General features: G+C 71.4%; 18 protein-coding genes. 8 read left to right on the top strand and 10 right to left on the bottom strand.

The window, feature by feature from the left end; translation table 11 throughout:
- Positions 1-43: 43 nt before the first annotated feature.
- On the top strand, positions 44-499 hold the full coding sequence (nrdR, locus tag CK206_RS01985) for a transcriptional regulator NrdR (RefSeq protein ID WP_096905363.1): 456 nt from the start codon (positions 44-46) through the stop codon (positions 497-499).
- A 10-nt stretch (positions 500-509) separates the two neighbouring features.
- On the opposite strand, the gene hrpA is transcribed toward nrdR, so the two are convergent.
- On the bottom strand, positions 510-4,424 hold the full coding sequence (gene hrpA, locus CK206_RS01990) for an ATP-dependent RNA helicase HrpA (protein ID WP_096905364.1): 3,915 nt from the start codon (positions 4,422-4,424) through the stop codon (positions 510-512).
- A 51-nt stretch (positions 4,425-4,475) separates the two neighbouring features.
- Entirely contained in the window at positions 4,476-4,664 is a 189-nt protein-coding gene (locus CK206_RS01995) for a hypothetical protein (RefSeq protein WP_067717794.1), read from the bottom strand.
- A gap of 49 nt (positions 4,665-4,713) precedes the next feature.
- On the opposite strand from CK206_RS01995, the gene CK206_RS02000 reads away from it, so the two are divergent.
- Complete coding sequence (locus CK206_RS02000) at positions 4,714-5,406, top strand: hypothetical protein (protein ID WP_096905365.1); 693 nt, start codon at positions 4,714-4,716, stop codon at positions 5,404-5,406.
- Here CK206_RS02000 and CK206_RS02005 read toward each other — a convergent pair.
- A complete protein-coding gene (locus tag CK206_RS02005) occupies positions 5,381-6,040 on the bottom strand; it encodes a TrkA family potassium uptake protein (RefSeq protein WP_096907229.1) in 660 nt (219 codons plus the stop codon). The genes CK206_RS02000 and CK206_RS02005 overlap by 26 nt on opposite strands.
- 76 nt (positions 6,041-6,116) lie before the next feature.
- Positions 6,117-6,779 carry a TrkA family potassium uptake protein gene (locus CK206_RS02010; protein ID WP_096905366.1) on the bottom strand — a complete coding sequence of 221 codons (663 nt, stop codon included), beginning with the start codon at positions 6,777-6,779 and terminating at the stop codon, positions 6,117-6,119.
- A 98-nt stretch (positions 6,780-6,877) separates the two neighbouring features.
- Between CK206_RS02010 and CK206_RS02015 the strand changes: the two genes are divergently transcribed.
- From CK206_RS02015 to dxs, 3 genes are all read left to right on the top strand, one after another.
- A complete protein-coding gene (locus CK206_RS02015) occupies positions 6,878-8,884 on the top strand; it encodes an APC family permease (protein WP_173674753.1) in 2,007 nt (668 codons plus the stop codon).
- A complete protein-coding gene (locus tag CK206_RS02020; protein ID WP_096905367.1) occupies positions 8,881-10,224 on the top strand; it encodes a class I SAM-dependent RNA methyltransferase in 1,344 nt (447 codons plus the stop codon). Before CK206_RS02015 ends, CK206_RS02020 begins: the two co-directional genes overlap by 4 nt.
- 119 nt (positions 10,225-10,343) lie before the next feature.
- Entirely contained in the window at positions 10,344-12,218 is a 1,875-nt protein-coding gene (gene dxs, locus CK206_RS02025; RefSeq protein ID WP_096905368.1) for a 1-deoxy-D-xylulose-5-phosphate synthase, read from the top strand.
- Between the two features lie 87 nt (positions 12,219-12,305).
- Here the strand turns inward: dxs and CK206_RS02030 are convergent, their stop codons facing one another.
- Entirely contained in the window at positions 12,306-13,544 is a 1,239-nt protein-coding gene (locus CK206_RS02030; RefSeq protein ID WP_096905369.1) for an HRDC domain-containing protein, read from the bottom strand.
- Positions 13,541-14,128: a DUF3000 domain-containing protein gene (locus tag CK206_RS02035; RefSeq protein WP_067717809.1), complete on the bottom strand. Its 588-nt coding sequence runs from the start codon at positions 14,126-14,128 to the stop codon at positions 13,541-13,543. Before CK206_RS02035 ends, CK206_RS02030 begins: the two co-directional genes overlap by 4 nt.
- Before the next feature lie 106 nt (positions 14,129-14,234).
- Here CK206_RS02035 and hemE point away from each other — a divergent pair, with 106 nt between their 5' ends.
- The 3 genes from hemE to hemQ are packed head-to-tail and all read left to right on the top strand — an operon-like array spanning position 14,235 to position 17,431.
- A complete protein-coding gene (gene hemE, locus CK206_RS02040) occupies positions 14,235-15,347 on the top strand; it encodes a uroporphyrinogen decarboxylase (protein ID WP_096905370.1) in 1,113 nt (370 codons plus the stop codon).
- Positions 15,348-15,349: 2 nt separating this feature from the next.
- Positions 15,350-16,732, top strand: coding sequence for a protoporphyrinogen oxidase (hemG, locus tag CK206_RS02045; RefSeq protein ID WP_096907231.1), 1,383 nt, complete (start codon positions 15,350-15,352; stop codon positions 16,730-16,732).
- A gap of 3 nt (positions 16,733-16,735) precedes the next feature.
- On the top strand, positions 16,736-17,431 hold the full coding sequence (hemQ, locus tag CK206_RS02050) for a hydrogen peroxide-dependent heme synthase (RefSeq protein ID WP_096905371.1): 696 nt from the start codon (positions 16,736-16,738) through the stop codon (positions 17,429-17,431).
- A gap of 104 nt (positions 17,432-17,535) precedes the next feature.
- On the opposite strand, the gene msrB is transcribed toward hemQ, so the two are convergent.
- The 4 genes from msrB to CK206_RS02070 are packed head-to-tail and all read right to left on the bottom strand — an operon-like array spanning position 17,536 to position 21,508.
- On the bottom strand, positions 17,536-17,970 hold the full coding sequence (gene msrB, locus CK206_RS02055) for a peptide-methionine (R)-S-oxide reductase MsrB (protein WP_096905372.1): 435 nt from the start codon (positions 17,968-17,970) through the stop codon (positions 17,536-17,538).
- A 9-nt stretch (positions 17,971-17,979) separates the two neighbouring features.
- A complete protein-coding gene (locus tag CK206_RS02060; protein ID WP_254050452.1) occupies positions 17,980-19,176 on the bottom strand; it encodes a glycosyltransferase family 87 protein in 1,197 nt (398 codons plus the stop codon).
- Positions 19,177-19,229: 53 nt separating this feature from the next.
- Positions 19,230-20,771, bottom strand: coding sequence for an alpha/beta hydrolase (locus tag CK206_RS02065; protein ID WP_096905374.1), 1,542 nt, complete (start codon positions 20,769-20,771; stop codon positions 19,230-19,232).
- Positions 20,768-21,508 (bottom strand): dihydrofolate reductase family protein, encoded by a 741-nt coding sequence (locus CK206_RS02070; RefSeq protein ID WP_254050453.1) that lies wholly within the window; start codon positions 21,506-21,508, stop codon positions 20,768-20,770. Before CK206_RS02070 ends, CK206_RS02065 begins: the two co-directional genes overlap by 4 nt.
- Positions 21,509-21,557 lie beyond the last annotated feature (49 nt).

Below are 21,557 nucleotides of genomic sequence, written 5' to 3' on the forward strand. Positions count from 1 at the left end.
ATCCGGGACGTGTGAACTCCGGTCGACGAAGGGCCCCACGGGAATGTACTGCCCGACATGCCATCACGAGGACTCCCGGGTGATCGACTCACGATCCGTCGACGAGGGACAGGCGATCCGGCGTCGACGGGAGTGCCCCCGGTGCGGACACCGGTTCACGACGCTCGAGACGCCACTGCTGACGGTTCTCAAGCGGAACGGGGTGACCGAGGCGTTCAGCCGGGACAAGGTCGTTCGCGGTGTCCGCCGCGCGTGCCAGGGACGATCGGTCGACGAGGACGCTCTCCGTCGCCTCGCCCAGCAGGTCGAGGACGCAGTGCGCTCCGGCGGTGTGTCCGAGGTTCCGGCCCACGAGATCGGGCTCGCCATCCTGGGCCCTCTGCAGGATCTGGACGAGGTCGCCTACCTGCGTTTTGCATCCGTGTACAAGCAGTTCAGCTCGGCCGACGACTTCGAACGCGAGATCATCGCCCTCCGAGAGCGTCGCGCGAGCCGCTGACCGCGCAACGTCATCTGGACGACCGTGGGGCGAGCGCAGACGCCACCGCCTTGTCGATCCGCTCTGCCGACACTGGACGGGCCGTACCCAGTGACTGCGCGAACAGCCCCACCCGGTACTCGGCGAGCATCCACCGCAGATCCCGGCACGCCCGCGCCCCGCCCGGCCGCCGTCGCAGGGCCGCGCATGCGTCCTCGACGGTCGACTCGGAGCGGCTCAACTTCGCCGTGAGCTCGCCGTGCCGGGCGGGAGACTTCTCCGCGAGGTCCAACCGGACACCGACCGCCCGCACATGCCGCTCCAGATGTGGGAGCACATCCGAGGGATGGCGGGCGAGGAATCCCCGCCCGACGAGGAAGTCCAGCGAGGGACGGACATCGTCGGCGACGTCTGCCGGCACCTCCGCCAAACGGCCCGACACGGACTGGGCGGCCATCAGCGCGGGAACCGCCGCCGAGATCGCGGACGCCACCGCACCGGGGACCTCCGCCCTCGCAGTGGCCTGGATATCCTGGAACTCCGCGACCGTGAGAACCGGTGAGCCCTTACGTCGGGCGATGATCCGCCCACTCGCGGCGAGCGACGCATCCGAGACCAGGGACTCCATCCCGCCATGCGGGTACTGGGTGAGCGCGAGCCGCTGCTGGACCGGGCGACCGCGCAGAATCGATGCCGTCGAGACCAGGCCGCCCGAGACCAGCGTGAGCACCGCTGACGCCTGGGTGGATCGACGCTCGTCCTCCGTGGCGCACGCCACGACGTGGATGCCGTCCCCACCGACACGCAGGGCGGGGTAGACGGTCACCTCGACCCCGTCCACCGAGCCGGTGACCGACTGCGGGAGATCGCCGATGGTGTCGGATGTCCACTCCCGGTAGGGCCCCTTGTCCGGTACGAGACGGGCGTTGAGGGTCGCCCGCACCCTGTCCACCAACCGGGTCCTCAACTGTGCGAGATCCGTTCCCGAGGCCACGACCTCGTCACCGTCGACCACCTCGAAGCGCATCCGGAGGTGGCCCGGCAGCTGGTTCTGATCGAAGTCCCGCGGATCGACCGTGGTACCGATCCGGGCAGACAACGCTCGCGCGAGAGCCACGGACAAGGGGGCGGAGCGGGGCGAGACGTCGCCCGCCAACAGGGCCGCGAATTCCGCGGGCGGAGAACACAGCCGGCGCAGATACTTGGGGAGCGTGCGGAGCATCTCCGTGTAGAGCTCCTCCCGCAGCCCCGGCACCAGCCATTCGAACCCGGCGGTGGTGACCGAGGACAGCTGCGGCAGCGGGATGCGCACGGTGATCCCGTCGGTCGTGACGCCGGGATCGAACGCGTACAGCAGTTCGAAACTCCGCTCTCCCTGACGCCAGAGGGGCGGGAAATCGGCGGCGTCGGGCACCGCCTCGGAGGTGCGTATGTCCTCGGGAGTGAGACGGAGGCTGTCCGGGTCGCGATGACCACGTTTCTTCCACCAGGACTCCAGATGCCGGCCGGAGGTGATGTCCTCGGGCAGGCGCTCGAGATAGAAGGCCACCAACGCCTCGTCGTCGATCACCAGGTCCCGACGACGGCTCCGCGTCTCCAGCTCGCGGGCCTGCTCCACGGCCCGGGCGTTCTCGCGGATGACCGGGACCCGGGTCTCCAGGCGACCTTCCACGATTCCGTGGCGGACGAGCATCTCGCGGGCGAGCGGGGTGTCGACCCTGGAGAGCAGGATCCGCCGCGCCTCCACCACGGTCAATCCCAGCAGCAGGACCTTCTCGTACGCCATCGCGGCACCCTGCGCGTCCGACCAGTGCGGTTCGGAATACTGGGTGCGGGTGAGGTGACCCCCGAGTTGTTCGATCCACCCCGGATCGATCCGGGCGACATCACGCGCCCACAACCGGGACGTCTCGACGAGCTCGGAGGCCATCACCCAGCGGGGAGGCTTCCTGGACAGGTCCGACCCGGGGAACACCTGGAACCGGATGCCCCGTGTGCCCCGGAACTCGCGGGTCTCCTCGTCTCGCATACCGACGTTGGTGAGCAGGCCGGTCAGGACCGCCTTGTGGAGGTCGTCCTCCGCGGCGTGTCCCGACGCGGGATGCCACCCGCGTTCACGGCACATGCTCCGCAGCTGGGAGTTGAGGTCCTGCCACTCGCGGATGCGGAGCCAGTGGAGATACTCCGCCTTGCACATCTTGCGGAAGGCGCTGCCGGACAGCTCACGGCGCTGCTCGGTGATGTACCTCCACAGATTGAGATATCCGAGGAAGTCGGACGTCTTGTCCGCGAAGCGGCGGTGCAGCAAATCCGCCTTGTCCCGCTCCTCCGCGGGACGTTCGCGGACGTCCTGCACCGTCAGGGCGGCGACCACCACCAGCACGTCCGACAGCGAACCGTTGCGGTGGCCCTCGACCACCATCCGGGCGAGTCGGGGATCGAGGGGGAGTGCCGCCATGTCACGGCCCACCTCGGTCAGGTGAGGGCGCTCGTCGTCGTCGACCCTGACCGCCCCGAGTTCGGAGAGCAGAGTGAGCCCGTCCCGGACGGCCTTGCGGTCCGGGGGTTCCACGAACGGGAAGTCGTCGACGGGGCCCAGGTCCAGATCCGCCATCGACAGGATCACCGAGGCGAGGTTCGTCCGCAGGATCTCCGGGTCGGTGAACTCCGGTCGCGAGTCGAAGTCCTCCTCGGAGTAGAGGCGGATACAGATCCCGTCGGCGACGCGGCCGCAGCGTCCCGCGCGCTGCGCGGCGGAGGCCTGGGACACCGGTTCGATGGGCAGTCGCTGCACCTTCGTCCGGGTGGAGTAGCGGGAGATCCTCGCCAGGCCGGTGTCCACGACGTAGCGGATGCCGGGCACGGTCACCGAGGTCTCGGCGATATTGGTCGACAGGACCACCCGCCGGGTGGAATGGGCCCGGAACGCGCGCTGCTGTTCTGCTGCCGTGAGGCGGGCGAACAGCGGGAATATCTCGGTGCCCGGGAACTTCCGGCCCCGCAGCACCTCCTCGGCGTCGCGGATCTCACGCTCACCGGAGAGGAACACGAGGACGTCACCGTCGTCCTCGCGTAGGAGCTCCGCAACGGCGTCGGCGAGCGCGTCGAGGGGATCCAGGTCGACCACGCGATCGGCGTGTACGACCTGAAGGGGCCGGTACCGGACCTCCACGGGATAAGTGCGCCCCGAGACCTCGATGACCGGGGCCGGGCGCCCCTCCGGGCCGGCGAAGTGACGGGCGAAACGGTCCGGGTCGATCGTGGCGGAGGTGATGACGAGTTTGAGGTCCGGGCGACGGGGCAGGATCTGCTTGAGATAACCCAGCAGGAAGTCGATGTTGAGACTGCGTTCGTGGGCCTCGTCGATGATGATCGTGTCGTAGGCCCGCAGCAGCCGGTCACGCCGGATCTCGGCGAGCAGCACACCGTCGGTCATGAGCTTGACCGCGGTCTCGGGGCTGGTGCGGTCGTCGAAGCGGACGGCGGACCCGACCGGGCCACCGATCTCCACCCCGAGCTCGTGCGCGATCCGCTCGGCGACGGAGCGGGCGGCCAACCTCCTCGGCTGGGTGTGGCCGATCATGCCCTTGACCCCGCGCCCGAGTTCCAGGCAGATCTTGGGGATCTGGGTGGTCTTGCCCGACCCCGTCTCGCCGGCGATCACCACCACCTGGTTGTCCCGGATCGCCTCGGCGATCTCGTCCTTGCGGGCGCTGACCGGGAGCTGTTCCGGGTAGCGGGGGGTGGGGATCGACTCGGTTCGGCGCCGCACGCGCTCGGCGGCCTCGTCGATCCGCCGTCCGAGGTCATCCAGCTGGTCGACGCGGGCACGACGGACCCTGGACCGGAGACGATGGGCGTCGAGGGTGCCGACACCGTCGAGACGGGCGAGGAGGTCGTTTCGGGCGCGGCGGAGATCGGGAGTGGGTGAGGAGGACGACGGCATGGTGCCGCAAGGATATCGACTCGCGTCGCCGGGCTCCGACCGGCGCGGTCCCTAGTCGACGACGCCGTCCCGCCGACTCTGGATCCTCGCGTAGCGCTCGTGCAGCCGCTCCCGCACCTCATCGGGCTCGTAGGACCGCCGACGCCGCTCGGAACGGGCCGCCAGGATCCCCGTGGCGGCCACCCCCGCCGCACCCGCCGCGCCGATCACCTTGAGCCACTGCCGTCCCCTGGGAGCCATACGGCCGAGACTAGGCGGGGACGCACGGGCGGCCTGGCAGGATCGCGGTATGAGCGTCGACACCGTCCCCCTGGCCGCCGCGGCGCACCGCACCCGCACCGGGGACCTCTGGCTCTTCCGCGGCCGGAGTACGGCGGACCGGTTGATCCAGACCCTGACGAACGCACCCGTCAATCACGTGGGCGTCGCGGTGGTCCTGGACGACATGCCGCCGCTGCTGTGGCACGCCGAGATGGGACGGGCGCTGCCGGACGTGTGGACGGGTCGCCACCAGCGCGGCGTCCAGCTGCATGACCTCGAGTCCGCCGTCAGGCAGTGGGCCGGACCGTACGGCCAACGAGCGTGGTTCCGCCAGATCTCCCCGGAGGTGGGTGGGGACCACGAGGACGCGCTACTGGAGTCGATCGCCCGGTTGAACGGCGTGTCCTTCCCCTCCGCGGGACGTCTCACCGCGAGGTGGGCACGGGGACGGTGGGCGGCACGTGGGACACGGCCGGACACCAGGGGTCGCAGCGTCCGCTCGGGATCCGATGCCGGTGCGGCGATGCGTATGGAGGCGGCGTACTGCGCGGAGGTCGTGGGGGTCACCCTGGAGGCGATGGGTGTACTCCTGCCTGCGGGTGAGGCGAGTTGGTACGACCCGGGCCGTTTCTGGAGCGGTGACGACCTGCCCCTGGCCCCGGGATGGGACTACGGCCGGGAGATCGCGGTGACGGTCACCCGCCCAGGACGACCTCGCTGATACCGGCCTCGACCTCCTCCGGCGCCACCACGAGCAGTTCGTCGCCGGGCTCGAACGGAACGTCGGGTTCGGGGACGATCACCCGCCCGCCGCGCAGGATCGCGACGAGTGCGGCGTCCCGGGGAAACCGAACGCGGGACACCGACCGCCCCGCCAACGGGGTCTGGTCCGGCAGCGTCACGCTCACGAGGTTCGCCCCTCCGCGGCGCAGGGTCATCAGACGGACCACGTCCCCGACGGAGACCGCCTCCTCGACGACCGAGACGATCAGCCGGGGCGTCGACACCGCCACGTCGACGCCCCAGCGCTCGTCGTAGAGCCACTCGTTGCGGGGATCGTTGACGCGGGCGACGACCCGGGAGACGGCGAATTCTGTCTTGGCCAACAGGCTCACCACCAGGTTGGCCTTGTCATCACCCGTGGCGGCCACCACCACGTCCGCCGCCTGCAGGTCCAACCGTTCGAGGACGCTGAGCTCGCAGGCGTCGCCGACCTGTTGATCCGCCCCGTCGACGGGGTCGGCCGAGAACACGGTGGAGCGCTTGTCGATCAGCGTGACGGAATGGCCACCGGCCACGAGTTCGCGTGCGATCGACCGTCCGACGACCCCGGCCCCGGCCACCACCACCCTCATGGTCGCGGAGTACACGGTCCGGGCCGGGGCAGCGGCGAGCAGTCCCGACCCGTCGGCGTAGTCGGGGACGGAGTTCTCAGACATCCGAGGGTCCTTCCAGCATCAGGTCGTCCAGGTCCGCGACCGTCTGCGAGGGCACGATGATATGGAGGACATCGTCGGCCTGGACGAGCGTGCGAGCGTCCGGGAGGCGGCTCTCGCCGAAGCGGGTGACGGCCGCGGCACGTCCTCCGACCGCAGCGGCGAGCCGGTCGACCGGGCGCCCGACCCACGCCGCCGGTGGGTCGACGGCGACGAGGGACACGGAGTCCGTCTGGTCGCGCCACTCGACGGGACCCGACCCGGCGGTGATGTAGCGGACCAGTCGACCGGTGGCCCACGGAACCGTGGCGATGGTCGGGATCCCCAGTCGTTCGTAGACCTCGGCCCGGCCCGCGTCGTAGATGCGCGCTATCACCCGCTCGACACCGAAGGTCTCCCGGGCCACCCGCGCGGCGATGATGTTCGAGTTGTCCCCGGAGGACACGGCGGCGAATGCGTCGGCCCCCTCGATCCCGGCCTCGGTGAGCACAGTCTTGTCGAAGCCCTGGCCCGTCACCGTGCCTCCCGAGAACTCCGCCGACAACCTGGCGAACGCAGCCGGGTCGCGGTCGATCACCACGACCTGGTGGCCGGCTGCGTCGAGCTCGACGGACAACGCGGCCCCCACACGACCACAGCCCATGACGACGACCCTCATGACGAGTCCACTCCTCACGGCCCACGCACGTGAGCCAGTGACGGACACGCTACTCACACCCACGGATACTGCCCGGCGGGGCTCGCGGGCCCTACGATATGTCGGTGTCCAGGATCTCGAAGGTCTCCATGGGAACCAAGCGTCTCCTCGTGGGGCGCCCCTCCCGCAGCGACACGATCGGTGCCACCAGCCTCCGCAAACGGATCGCGTTGCCGGTGTTCGCGTCCGATGCGCTGTCCTCGGTGGCCTACGCCCCGCAGGAGATCTTCCTCGTGCTCTCCATCGCCGGGGTCTCGGCACTCACGTTCACCCCGTGGGTGGGACTGGCGGTGGCGGCGGTCCTGGTGGTCGTCATCGCCTGTTACCGGCAGAACGTCCGCGCCTACCCGTCGGGAGGGGGCGACTACGAGGTCGCCACCGTCAATCTGGGTCCGAGTGCGGGCCTGGCGGTCGGTGCGGCCCTGCTGTTCGACTATGTCCTCACGGTGGCCGTGTCGATTTCGGCCGCCGCCGCGACCATCGGATCGGCGATCCCCTTCGTCCAATCCAGGGAGATTCCGTTCGCCGTCCTGGCGATCATCCTCCTGGCGGCGCTCAACCTGCGTGGGCTCCGTGAGACCGGCGCGATGTTCGCCGTGCCCGTCTACGCGTTCCTCGCCTCCATGACCGCACTCATCGTCTGGGGGCTGTTCCAGGTGGAGATCCTGGGCCGCGACCTCCGGGCCGAATCCGCGGGATTCGAAATGGTGCCCGTGGACGGGGCGGAGTTGGCCGGACTCGCGCTCGCCTTCGTCGTCGCCAAGTCCTTCGCATCCGGATGTGCCGCCCTGACCGGTATCGAAGCCATCCACAACGGTGTCCCGGCCTTCCGGAAGCCGCGGGCCCGCAACGCCGCCGTGACGCTGGCCGTCCTCGGGGTTCTCGCGGTCTCGTTCCTCCTGGGGCTCATCGCCCTGGCCGGTCGGCTCGGGGTCCGGATCGCCGAGCAACCGGCGGCACAGTTGATCGGCGCTCCGGAGGGGTACCGGCAGAAGACGATGATCGCCCAGTTGGCGCGACCGGTCTTCGAGGGGTTGCCGCTCGCCTTCTACGCCGTCATCATCATCACCGCGCTGATCCTGGCACTCGCCGCCAACACGGCGTTCAACGGGTTCCCGGTGCTGGCCTCGGTCCTCGCTCGCGACAAGTATCTGCCCCGACAGCTCGCCACCCGCGGGGACAGGTTGGCGTTCTCCAACGGGATCGTCGTCCTCGCGATCGCGGCAGTCGTGTTGGTCGTGGCGTTCGACGCCCAGGTGTCGCTCCTCATCCAGCTCTACATCGTGGGCGTGTTCGTCGCCTTCACCCTCGGCCAGCTCGGCATGGTCCGACACTGGACCCGGCGCCTGGACCACGAGCGGGTCCCGTCCGTGCGTCGGCGGATCCACAGGTCCCGGGCGATCAACGCCGTCGGGTTCCTCGTCACCGCCGGTGTCCTGGTGATCGTCATGGCGACCAAGTTCCTCTCCGGGGCCTACATCGCGGTCCTGGCGATGCTCGGAGCGTTCGGGATCATGCGACTCATCCACCGGCACTACGTCGCGGTCGCCCGCGAACTCGACGACTCCTCGTGGGAGGTCGTCCTGCCGAGCCGGACACACTATGTGGTCTTGGTGTCCAAACTGCACCTGCCCACCCTGCGGGCCCTGGCCTACGCGCGGGCGGCACGCCCGGACTCGATCGAGGCGTTGACGGTGAACATCGATACCGCCGAGACCCGTGCCCTCGTGAGGGAATGGGATCGACGCGGCATCTCGGTTCCGCTCAAGGTGGTCGAGTCCCCGTACCGTGAGATCAACCGTCCCGTGGTGGACTACGTGAAGCGCCTTCGCGATCAGGCGCCGCGGGACGTGGTGACCGTGTACATCCCCGAGTACGTGGTGGGCCACTGGTGGGAGCAGATACTGCACAACCAGAGCGCGCTGCGGCTCAAGACCCGCCTGCTCTACGAGCGAGGTGTCATGGTGACCAGCGTCCCGTGGCAGTTGTCGTCCTCGGACGGCCGCGCGGAGCAGGCCCGCGACGAACCCATCGTCGGACGCTGGCGTGGACCGGAGGAAAGATGACCCAGGACCGAGCGACCGGCTGGACGGGCCGTGTGGTGCGCCTGCGCATGGAGGGACCGGCGCACGGCGGCGAGTTCGTCGCGCGCCACGAGGGCCGGGTGGTGTTCTGCCGCGGCGGGATCACCGGCGAACTGGTCGACGTCCTCATCGACGACGACCCCGGGCGCGCGTTCTGTCGAGGGACGGTCCAGGCGGTGGTCGAGGAATCCCCGGACCGGGTGGTCCCGACGTGCCCGGCGGCGGCCGCCGGCGCCGGCTGTTGCGACTGGAGCCACATCGCGTCCGATGCCGCCCGCGGTTTCGCCGGCAGGATCCTGGCCGAGCAGGTGTACCGGATCGGCCGGATCGCATACCGGGACGACGCGGTCCCGGTCGAGGTCCCCGCCGCGGATCCCGCGACGTCCGGCTGGCGTACCGTCGCCCGCTGGGTCACCGGCCCCGATGGTGTGCCGGGGGTCCGGAGGGCGCGCTCCCGTGAACTGGTGACCGAGCCCTGCATCCAGCCCGACCCGCGGCTGCGTGATGCGGTCTCCGCCACCACGCTCGGCCCGGGCCGTGAGGTGCTCGGAGTGCTCGGTGACGACGGAATGGTGCACATCGCCCACCGCCCGGCCGTCGGTGACACGCCGCGGGGCCGGAGCGGCCGATCCCGCCGGTCCTCGGCGACCCGCGCCAGGGCACGTCATTCGCGGGCGGCCGGTTGGGAGATCGTCGCCGGGGGACCGACCGTCGTGAGACGGGTGGGCGGCCACGAGTGGCGGCTGCCTCCCGACGCGTTCTGGCAGGCGCACCGCTCCGCCGCGAGCCACTACAGCCACGAGGTACGCACCGCGGTGACGCGCACCCCCGACCTGACCGACATCCCCGAGATCTGGGACCTCTACGGAGGCGCCGGGCTGTTCGCCGCCGGGGTTCGGGACGCGATCCCGGGCGCCCGCGTGACAGTCGTCGAATCCGCCACGGCGTCGCTGCACGCGGCCACGGACACCCTCGGCGGCCCGCCCGGGGACCCCGCCGGCGGGGGAGTGAGGACCCTGCGTTCCCGGGTCGAGACGTTCCTCGAGGACCGCGACGACCGGCCGGCGGACCACCCCGATCCGGAGGTCATCATCCTCGATCCCCCGCGCGGTGGAGCGGGGATCCCGGTCATGCGGCGGCTCGCGGCGACAGGTGCGTCCCGGATCGTGCACGTGGGCTGCGATCCGGCGAGTCTGGCGCGGGACATCGGCGTCCTCGTGGCCGCCGGGTGGACGCTCACGGACCTCCACGGGGTGGCGGCCTTCCCGGGCACCCATCACGTCGAGGGGATCGCCGTACTGGACTCGCCGGGACGCTCCTGATCCGGCACCGCAGGTAGGGGCCCACACGTCCGCCCGTGGGCGAGGTCGCGCGGCGCCAGCCCGTAGACTGACCATTCGACCCAGCAGGGTGTCGGTCACGGAAGGGGCAGTCGACAGCAATGAGCGTGCTCGAACAGGTTGACGGCCCATCCGATCTGCGGCGGCTCGGTCCCGGGGAGTTGGCCGCGCTGTGCGGGGAGATCCGTGAATTCCTCATCCGTAAGGTCGCCGCGACGGGCGGGCACCTCGGCCCGAATCTCGGCGTCGTCGAACTGACCGTGGCGTTGCACCGGGTCTTCGACTCCCCCCGCGATCCCGTCATCTTCGACACCGGACACCAGTCCTACGTCCACAAGATCCTCACCGGTCGTCGCGATCAGTTCGACGGGCTCCGCACCCGCGGGGGGTTGTCCGGTTACCCGTGTCGCGCGGAGAGCGAGCACGACGTGGTCGAGTCCTCGCACGCCACGGCCTCCCTGTCGTACGCGGACGGGTTGGCCAAGGCGTTCTCGTTGCGCGGGGAGTCCGATCGGACCGTCGTCACCGTGATCGGCGACGGCGCGATGACCGGTGGCATGGCATGGGAGGCCCTCAACAACATCGCCGCCGCCAAGGACCGCCCCATGGTCATCGTCGTCAACGACAACGGCCGCTCGTATTCGCCGACCATCGGAGGGCTCGCCGACCGCCTCGGCGCGCTGCGGCTCCAGCCGGCGTACGAGAAGGCGATGGATCGCACGAAGAACGCGCTCACGGGCCGCAAGGACGTCGTCGGGAAGGCCGTGTACTCGGTCCTCCACGGCATCAAGACGGGAGTCAAGGACGTCGTGTCGCCGCAGGAGTTGTTCGCGGACCTGGGGCTCAAGTACATGGGGCCGGTCGACGGGCACAATCTCGCCGCCACGGAGGCGGCCCTGCGCCTCGCGAAGGATTTCGGCGGCCCGGTGATGGTCCACGTCGTCACCCGTAAGGGGATGGGCTACGTCCACGCCGAGAACAACGAGGCGGACCAGATGCACGCCACCGGGGTCATCGATCCCGAGACCGGAAAGCCGCTGGCGACCTCCTCCGCCGTGGACTGGACGTCGGTCTTCTCCGAGGAACTGTGTGCGATCGGTGCCGAACGCGATGACGTCGTGGCCATCACGGCCGCGATGGCCGGGCCGACCGGTCTGGCCGCGTTCGGGGAGCGGTTCCCGGAACGGATGTACGACGTGGGTATCGCCGAGCAGCACGCCGTGGCCTCGGCGGCAGGGCTCGCGCTCGGTGGGCTGCACCCCGTCGTCGCGGTCTATTCGACCTTCCTCAACCGGGCGTTCGACCAGCTGCTCATGGACGTCGCGCTACTCCGACAACCGGTCACCATGGTCCTGGACCGGTCCGGCGTCACCGGCCCGGACGGTGCGAGCCACAACGGGATGTGGGACCTGTCGCTCACCGGCATCATCCCCGGGGTACGCGTGGCCGCTCCCCGGGACGCGACCACCCTCCGGCAGGAACTGCGCGAGGCGGTGGCCTTCGACGACGGTCCGACCGTCGTCCGATTCCCGAAGGGGTCGGTCGGTGATGCTCTGCCCGCCCTCGCCACGTCCGAGGACGGGGTCGACCGCGTGCACGGATCCGGTGACGCCGAGGTCCTCATCGTCGCGGTGGGGTCGATGGTCGCGCCCGCCATCGCCGCCGCCCGTGCCCTCGGGACAGAGGGCATCTCGGTCGACGTAGTGGACCCCAGATGGGTCTACCCGGTTCCCGCGTCGATCCTGGACGCCGCCCGTGGACGCCGTCTCGTGGTCACGGTGGAGGACAACGGCTTGCACGGTGGCGTCGGGTCAGCGGTGTCGGCATGCCTGGACAACGCTGCGGTGCGGGTCGATCGGATCGCGCTGGGCATCCCGCAGGAGTTCCTCGACCACGGCTCCCGGGGGGAGATCCTGGCCGACGCCGGACTGACCCCCGAGGGGATCTCGGACAGCATCCGGACCCGACTGGGCTGACCCGGGCCGGATCGCCGGACGCGTGCACACGCGGGCCCGTACCCACGCGTGACAGGGGCGGCGCCGGCCGGTGCCGGTGGCCCGGACTCAGGAATCCGCGCGGAAGCTCCGCACCGCCTCGAGCAGGGGGTCGGTGGCCAGTTCGATCTGCCAGGCACGGGCGCTCTCGGCGAGCAGGACGTGCTCGAGCAGTTCCGCGTCGTCCCCGGACCGGGTCGTCGCCGCGCGCCACACCCACAGTCTCAGCGTCGAGGGTTTGAGCAGGAGCCCGGGCTCCAGACCCAGGTCGTCGGCGAGTGCGCCGATCCGTTCGCGGGCGATCTCGAGCAACTCCGCGGCCTCGGGCTCGTTTCGCTTCCACGACGCGTGCGGCGGGTGCTCGGCGGGCGGCCCCTGCCGGGAGGGCAGGTCGGCCCGCCCCAGCCCGTCGGCCCACTCGAGGGCGGCGAGCCATTCCCCGACGAGCCGTCGGCGGTGAGGTCCGTCGAACCCCTCGATCGCCAGCAGTGCGGTTCTGTTCGTCGGCCCCACCCTGGCGGCCTCCACGATCGCCGCGTCACCGAGGAGTCGCTTGGGGGCGATGTCCCGCTCGGCCGCGACCCGGTCCCGGGCCATCCACAACTCCCTGGCGCGCGCCAGTTGCCGGCCGTCGCGCAGGCTCGACAGCCGGGACAGTCGACGCCAGGGGTCCGGCGCGGCAGGTGCCGGGCCGGACTCCACCAGGTACCGACACTCCGCCTCGAACCACTCACGGCGGCCGAGCTCGTCGAGCCGCGGCAGGACCTCGTCCGCCAGTTCGTGCAGGAACAGCACGTCATAGGCTGCGTAGTCCAACCACGCCGCCGGCAACGGGCGACGAGACCAGTCGGCGGCGGAGTGCGCCTTGGCCAGGCCGATCCCGAGGTGCTCCGAGATCATCGCCCCGAGGTTGACCCGCTCGGTGCCGAGGAAACGTCCGGCCAGCTCGGTGTCGACGAGCGAGGTCGGCGCGACCCCCAGCTCACGCAGCGACGGGAGGTCCTGACTCGCGGCGTGGAGCAGCAGGGGGCGGGTCGACAGGACGTCGGCGAGGGAGCCGATGGTCCGACCCGGGGTCTCCGGGTCCACGAGCAGGGCGGGGCCGGTCGGGGCGCGGAGCTGCAGGAGGAAGGCCCGGTCCGCGTACCGGATCCCCGAAGCGCGTTCGACGTCGACCGCGACGGGGCCGGTCGAGGACCGCAGGGCGTCGGCGACCGCCTCGATGGCGGGGAGGGCGTCGACGAACTCGTACTCTGCCGGGGATGGCTGTGCCCCGGGCGGGGTCTCGCCGCGGCGGCGCCCGCTCACGACCGCCGGTGCAGGGAGGTCACGCCGACGGGGGGGAGGCCGGCGGCCAGGGCGAGCGTCGTGCAGAAGGCGGACGCGTGGCCGGTCAGGTCGGGCTCGAGGGCGGTCCAGGACGCGCGCAGCTCGAGCTGGTGGGACTGGGGAGGACCGGCGATGTCGCCGTACCGGACGGAGGCGGTGCTGGTGACGGTGCCACCGAGCGAGGTGTACGGCCCGGCCTGCTCGCCGAGGGCCTCGGTGAGCCAGCTCCACGCCACCTGGGGCAGGAGCGGGTCACCTGCCAGCGAGGCCTCCATGTCGGCCTGGATGTAGGCCACGAGTCGGAGGGTGCCGTTCCACGCGTCGTCCCCGGAGGGGTCGTGCAGGAGGATGAGACGGCCGAAGGCGTCGCCGTCGGAGAATTCCGGGACGTCGTCGCCGGAGGGCGGGATGATCTCGACACCGAGTGCGTGACTGTAGGGCGCCAGTCGCTGCGGCGGGCGGATCGGGCCGACCGAGATCTCGGGGCGGACCTCGAGTCGCGACAGCGACTCGACCGCCTCCCGGAAGACCTCGGGCTCGCCGTCATTGACCGATGTACTCACGGGTCGTCACGCTAGCGACCGCCCCGGCGTGCCCCGAGGAGGCGCGCCGTCGCCTGCCCGGGTGGGCTGACCGGCCGCGGCGGCGGCGTCATGGGACGATGGGGGTGTGTTGAACTCTGATGCGTCCTCGACCTCCCGTCCCGCCGACCCCGCCACGGATGCCGTCGCCGGCCGCCGCGCCGGGACCGGCCCGTACCTCGACGAGGTCACCGGAGTCGGTGGCGCCCACACGCCGGTGTGGTTCATGCGCCAGGCGGGCCGCTCGCTTCCGGAGTACAAGGAGGTCCGCGCCGGGTCCACCATGTTGGAGGCCTGTTTCGACCCGGCGATGACGTGTGAGATCACCCTGCAGCCGGTCCGTCGCCACGGGGTGGACGCCGCGATCTTCTTCTCCGACATCGTCATCCCGTTGGCCGCCGCCGGGGTGGACATCGACATCGTGCCCGGGACCGGGCCCGTGGTGGCGGAGCCGATCCGGGACGAGGCCGGTGTCGCCGCGCTGCCCGAGCTCACCCCGGACCGCCTCGAGAAGATCGGGGAGGCCGTGCGGCTGGTCGTGGCCGAGCTCGACCCGCGGGTGGCGCTCATCGGCTTCGCCGGCGCCCCCTTCACCCTGGCCTCCTACCTCATCGAGGGCGGTCCCAGCCGCAACCATGAGCACACCAAGTCACTGATGTACTCGCGCCCCGACGTGTGGAACGCGCTCATGGCCAAGCTGGCGGACCTGACCACGGTGTTCCTGCGCGCGCAGATCGATGCCGGGGTGGACGCCGTCCAGCTCTTCGACTCGTGGGCGGGCGCGCTCAGCCAGCGGGACTACCGGTCGCTGGTGCTCCCGCACTCGACCCGCATCTTCGCCGACGAGATCATCTCGACGGTTCCCCGCACGCACTTCGGCGTGGGCACCGGCGAGCTGCTCGGGGCGATGGGCGAGGCCGGCCCGGAGGTCGTCGGCGTGGACTGGCGCATCCCCCTGGACGACGCCGCCGGGCGGGCGCCGGGCAAGGTCCTGCAGGGCAATCTCGACCCCGCGATGCTCTTCGCGGACCGGTCGGCGCTGGACGGCGAGGTCCGCCGCATCCTCGACGAGGGCCAGCGGGCCCGCGACCTCGGCGCACGCGGCCACGTGTTCAACCTCGGCCACGGTGTCCTTCCCACCACCGACCCGGGTGCGGTGACCCACGTGGTGGAGCTCGTCCACGAGCTGACCGGGAAGTGACGGTGGGCCCTCGCGTCGCCGTGGTGGGCGGCGGGCTCAGCGGGCTGACGGCCGCCTATCAGCTCTCGCGCGAGCTGCCGGACGCCCACATCACCGTCCTCGAGGCCTCGGACCGGCCGGGCGGGGCACTCCACACCGTCGACTTCCCGTCCGGTCCGATGGAGCTCGGCGCCGAGGCCTTCATCGGCCGCCGACCCGAGGCGAGCGACCTCGTCGCCGAACTCGGCCTGACCGGGTCGCTGCGTCATCCCGGGCCGCTCGGACCGGCGATCCTCACCGGGGGTCGGATGGTGCCCATGCCCGTCGGCACGTTGATGGGTCTGCCGTCCGACGTCGGGGCGTTGGCGGACGTGCTGAGCCCGCGGGAGCGCGCTGCGGCCGCGCGCGAGGCCGACCTGCCGCTGGACTGGGAGCCGGGCGGTGACGTCTCGCTCGGCTCGTTGGTCTCCGAGCGGTTCGGGCACGCGGTCGTCGCCCGGCTCGTCGACCCCATGCTCGGGGGCGTGTACGCCGCCCCCAGTACCGGGCTCGGGCTGCGACAGGTGATCCCTGGGCTGGCGCAGGCGTTGGACCGCGGCGCTCCCAGCCTCACAGCCGCCGCGCGGGAGCTCGTCGCGCACCGCGTGCCGGGCCCGGTGTTCGCCACCCTCGACGGGGGTTACCGGCTCCTCGTGGACGCCCTCGTCCGGGCCTCCGGTGCCGTGATCCGTACACACGCCACCTGCACCGCTCTCCACCGGGACGGTTCGGGCTACTCGTTGGCGGTCGCCGGCGACCGCGGGTCGTGGTCCGAGGAGGCGGACCTCGTCGTCGTCGCCGTCCCCGTTCCCTACGCCGCCCCGCTCCTGGAGGGTGCCGGGGGTCTCGACGCCGCGACCCGGGGCCTGTCCGGGATCCGGACGGCGTCCTCGGCCGTCGTCGCGTTGGAGGTCGACCGGTCCCTGGACCTCCCGGAGCGTTCGGGGGTCCTGGTGGCGACCGACGAACCGGTGCCGTTCAAGGCGATGACCTTCACCAGCCGCAAGTGGCCGCACCTCGACACCCGGCCCGGGCACCTGGTCAGGGTGTCGTTCGGGAGGATCGACGACGACGAGGTGCTCGCCGCCGACGACGCCACCCTCACCCGCATGGCCGAATCCGCGCTGGGGGGACTGTGCGGCTCCGCGCCGACGGTCCTGCACTCGCGGGTGCGCCGCTGGTCCGACGCCCTCGCCGAGATCGGTCCCGGACACGACACGCGGATCTCGGGCGTGCGCGCCGAACTGGCCGAGCGGCTGCCCGGCGTGGAGCTCGTCGGCGGCGCGACCGAGGGCGTGGGGGTACCCGCCTGTATCGGCTCGGCGCGGGCCGCGGCCCGGCGACTCGCCGCGGGGTGGCAGGATTGAGCCATGGCACGCCTTGACTACAAGAAGCTCAACTCGACCCTGCGCTACCTGATGTTCTCCGTCTTCACGGTGACGCCGGGGCAGCTCGGGGATGACCGGGACGCGGTCGCCGCGGACCTGGACGAGTTCCTCGCCCGCTACGACGGCACCGACGTGGTGGTCCGGGGTCTCTACGACATCTCGGGCCTGCGCGCCGAGGCCGACTTCATGATCTGGACCCACTCCGAGCACATCGAGGACCTACAGCGGTTCTACAACGAGTTCCGGCGCACCACCATCCTGGGCAGGGCCAGCACCGCCTACTGGTCCAACACCGCGCTGCACCGCCCCGCGGAGTTCAACAAGAGCCACATCCCGGCGTTCCTCGCCGAGGAGGAGCCGGGGGCGTACGTCTCGGTGTACCCGTTCGTGCGCTCCTACGAGTGGTACCTGCTCCCCGACGAGGAGCGGCGCCAGATCCTCGCCCAGCACGGCCGCGCCGCCCGCGAGTACCCGGACGTCCGCGCCAACACCGTGCCGTCCTTCACGCTGGGGGACTACGAGTGGATCCTCGCCTTCGAGGCCCCGCAGCTCGACCGGATCGTCGACCTGATGCGCGAGATGCGGGCGACCGAGGCCCGCCGCCACGTGCGCGAGGAGATCCCGTTCTTCACCGGACCGCGCGTCACCGCCGGGCAGCTGGCGGCATCGATGCCCTGAGGTCCACCGCGCGCCGACAACTCGACCTGACGCGAACGAGGGCCGACCGGGAACAGTCCCGGTCGGCCCTCTCGTCTCTGTGGGCCGGATGCGGCCGGTCGAGTTCAGCTCTCGGCCGGCTCCAGCGTCATGCTCAGGGAGTTGATGCAGTACCGCAGGTCGGTGGGGGTGCCGTAGCCCTCCCCGGCGAACACGTGCCCCAGGTGACCGTGGCAGTTCGCGCAGATCACCTCGGTGCGGGTCATACCGAGTGAGGTGTCCGTGCGCTCGATGACGGCGCCGCCTGCCAGCGGGGTGAAGAACGAGGGCCACCCGCAGTTGGACTCGAACTTGGCGTCGCTGCGGAACAGCTCGGCGCCGCATCCGCGGCAGCGGTACACGCCCTCGGTCTTGGTGTCGTTGTACTCACCGGTGAAGGGACGTTCGGTGCCGGCCTGCCGCAGGACCTGGTACTCCTCGGGGCTGAGTCGACGACGCCACTCGGTGTCGTCCAGCGTGAAGTCCGGCTGGGGGGTGTGGGTATCGGTGGGCTCGCTCATGCCCGCAGGCTACGCCGACGCGGCGGCCGGTGCGATCCGCTCGTGTCGGCGGGGGTCGCTTCGGCGCCACAGCAGCACCACGAGCACGGTGGCCAGCAGCAGCAACCATCCCAGGGTCGGGTGCGCGAACTCGAGTAGCCGCCCGTAGTAGGGCCAGCGCGCCGACTCCCAGAAGTCGAGGGTGAAGAACCCGTACGCGGCGAGCCACGCCGGCCAGTTGCGGACCAACGACTTGTCCAGCACCACCGTGAGCATGATCGGGATGAGCATCATCGAGTAGTACATCTGGCCGAGGGTGGAGACGAGGAACACACCGGCGAGCACGACCCCGGAGGTGGTGGCCAACCACAGCACCTCGTGGTTGTGGCGGTAGTCCATCAGCAGCCACACGGCGACGAGGGTGGCCACCACGACCAGGATGCGGGCCACCAGGATGACCGGCTCGGGTACGCCGTAGTACAGGCCCATCCCGGCGATCGAGCTGTTGTAGTAGTCGCGCACCTCACCCATGTACGTGAGCGTGGTGTCGAGGTAACTGCGGGCGTCGACGGTGAGGGCCCACCCCGCGGCCATGGTGACGGCGGGGATCGCGGCCGCGGTGACGAACGGCTGCCACTGCTTGCGGATGAGAGGCAGCACGAGCAGCGGAGCGAGCATCGGTTTGACGGCCAGGGACAGGCCGATGGCCGCGCCGGCCCACCAGAGGCGCCGTCGGTGCAGCAGGTAGAGGAACGCCACCTGGCACAGGAAGATCACGCCGTTGACGTTGGTGAATACCAGCGTGTTGGTGACCGCCTCGGTGCAGAACGCCGCCAGCAGGATGGCGGGGGCGGCGAACGAGCGGACGTCGAGGTCGAACAGCCGCATGAGCAGCCACAGCGCCGCGATGATCGCGGCGGTGTTGATTCCGATGAACAGCCAGCGCGCCAGCGTGTAGTTGTCGATCAGGCCGAACGGGGCGAGGACGAACGTCCCACTGGGGGCGTAGAGATAGTGCGGTTGCACCGTCAGCAGGTTCTCGACGTACACCGGCTCACCTGCCAGGAAACGCCTGGTGGCGGCGTAGACGGTGCCGAAGTCGTTCGTGATGGATCCGTTGACGGCCTTGATCAGGACGCGGTGGATGACGGTCATGATCGCCAGCGGCCACAACACGTGGGTGAGGACGCGGGGCACGGTCGACGTGCTTCGGGTGGGCAGCGGCACGACTCGCAGGGTACCGCCTGGCCTCCCGCGTCCCGGTGAGGCACCCCGGCCGGTCAGGACGGGCAGGCCGTGGACTGCTCAGCGGCATCCGGGTCGTCGAGGAAATCGACGACCGCGCCCCGGGCGCATCCGGAGTGCAGGATCACCTGTGCGCCCGGGGCGCCCCAGGTGACGATCCGCACGTCGGTGGCCCCGGCGGCGCTGAGGGCCCCGGCGGTGGGTTCGAGTGCGGCGGCACCGGCCCGGGGGTCGGCGATCCCTCCGACCAGGAGTACCGGCGTCTCGGCGGGAACGGAGACCGGAGACTGCCCGGGCACGGGCCAGGTGGAGCAGGCGGAGAGCTGCGCGGCGATGATCTCCCCGAACGGCGGGGTCTGCTCCCATTCGGCCCGCAGTTCCTCGACACGGTTGACCGGGACGCGGCGCGACAGGTCGGAGCATCCGGCCACGTACGGCAGCGACGTCCCGGCCAGTTCGGCGGCGCGGTCACGGACGCTGCCCGGGGTGTCCTCGGGGGCGGCGGCCGCGAGGTCGCCCAGGATGACGTCGCCTGGGGAGGCGTCGGCGGCGGAGGCGCCGGACAGGTCCGCCAACGCCGACCGGACCACGTCGGACAGCAACGCCGCCGGGACCGCCACGCCGGGTTCGCGGGCGCGGTCGAGCGCGCGGGTCACGGCCTCGACCTTCTCGTCGGCGTCGCCGGGTCCGCACTCGGTCCGGGTGCACGAGGCGGCCCACAGGCGCAGCGCCGCGTCGGAGCCGTCGAGGGCGGCGCGGGCCGCGGCCTCCTGGTCACCGTCGGCGGGGGCGGGGGAGTCGAGCACGAGCAGGGAGAGGCGACCCGGGTGTGCGCCGGCGTAGGCGAGGGCGGTGCGGGCCCCGGTCCCGATCCCCATCACGGCGAGCCCGGGCACGTCCCACTGCTGGCGTAGGCGTTCGAGGTCCTCGGCGGCGCCGGCGGAGCCGAAGTCCAGTTCGCGGCCCTGGAGCTGGTCCGTGCAGGACTGTGAGGTGTCGGCGAGGTCGCCGCGCAGTTCGGGCGAATCGGGGTCGGTGCCCCGGTCCGCGAGCCCGTCGAGGGTGCGGCGGGCCGGGAAGGTCAGGCACGTACCGGCCGGGCCGGTCCGTCCGCGGTGGTCCACGACGACCAGCGGTCGGGTGTCAATGAGTTCGGGGCCGGACGAGGCGAGTCGGGAGGCGAGGGTGTCGGCCGGTGTCTCGGAACCGGCGACGACGACGAGGGGCGCCGCGTCGTCGGGTGTCCCCGTCGCGGTGAGCCGCAGGACGGGGGTCTCCCCGAGGAGGGAACACTCCACGGCGGCGCCCTCCGGTATCCCGCCGGTCCGGCCGTCGGGACACGGGACCCAGGTGAGGTCGCTGCGCGGCGCGAGCCAGTCGGGTCGGTCGGCGGTCTCGGCCGCCTCGCCACCGCCGGAGGATCCCCCGGGGCCGTCGCCGGTCGCCAGGCGCGGCCCCGTCGCGGGCAGGGGCGCACACCCGGCGATCGTCACCGCCAGGGCCGCCAGCCCCACGCCGAGTGCCCGTACGTGCCGGTGCCGCGTGACCGCGCGTGTTCCCGCTCGACGGTTCCTCACCCGTCGGCCCCGGTGACGACCCAGCGGGTGTAGAGCCCGCCGCGGGGGCACGTGAAGGCCGCGGCGACGCGCAGCGGAACCCGGGTGGCGTCGGTTCCGACGGCCAGTCGCGAGTCGTCGCCGCCGACGATGATCTCGGGGGCGACCGACAGGACGAGTTCGTCGATCGCGCCCTCGCGCAACAACGTCCCGAGCAGCTGCGGACCGCCCTCGAACGTCACCTCGGAGGCCCCGAAGTGTGTGGCGAGGGAACGGACGGAGGTGCGCAGTGGACCCGAATCGAGCACGTGCACCGTGACACCCCGCTCCCGGGCGGCCTCGAGTCGGTCGCCGGGCACTCCGTGGGCGGCGACCACCTGCAGTCCGTCGCCGGCGTCGGCGCAGTGCTCGATGAGCGCGTCGCCCAGCGCGCGGGTGAACACCAGGACGACGGGCGGGGGACCGGGTCGTCTGTCCGCCCACACGGCGGCGGTCCGGGCGGGGCCGTACCCCTCGGCCAGAACGGTGCCCGAGCCCACCAGGATCAGGTCGGCCCGGGCCCGCATGGCGTCGTAGACCAGCCGGTCCGTCGGGGTCCCCAGCCCGCCGCTGCGGCCGTCCACGGTGGTCGTGCCGTCGACGGAGGAGATCATCACCGCGCGGATGCACGGCACGGGCAGACCCGGTTCGGGGTCCAGCGCCGCCCACAAGGCCTCGAGGGCGGCGGGGTCGTCGTCGATCACGGTGGGCCGTGTCATGTGCACCGGGGACTCCTTCCGTTCTGACGCTGGGTGTCCCCACGATAGG

Origin of the sequence: Dietzia sp. WMMA184 (assembly GCF_002441635.1) — a bacterium.
GTDB lineage: Bacteria > Actinomycetota > Actinomycetes > Mycobacteriales > Mycobacteriaceae > Dietzia > Dietzia kunjamensis.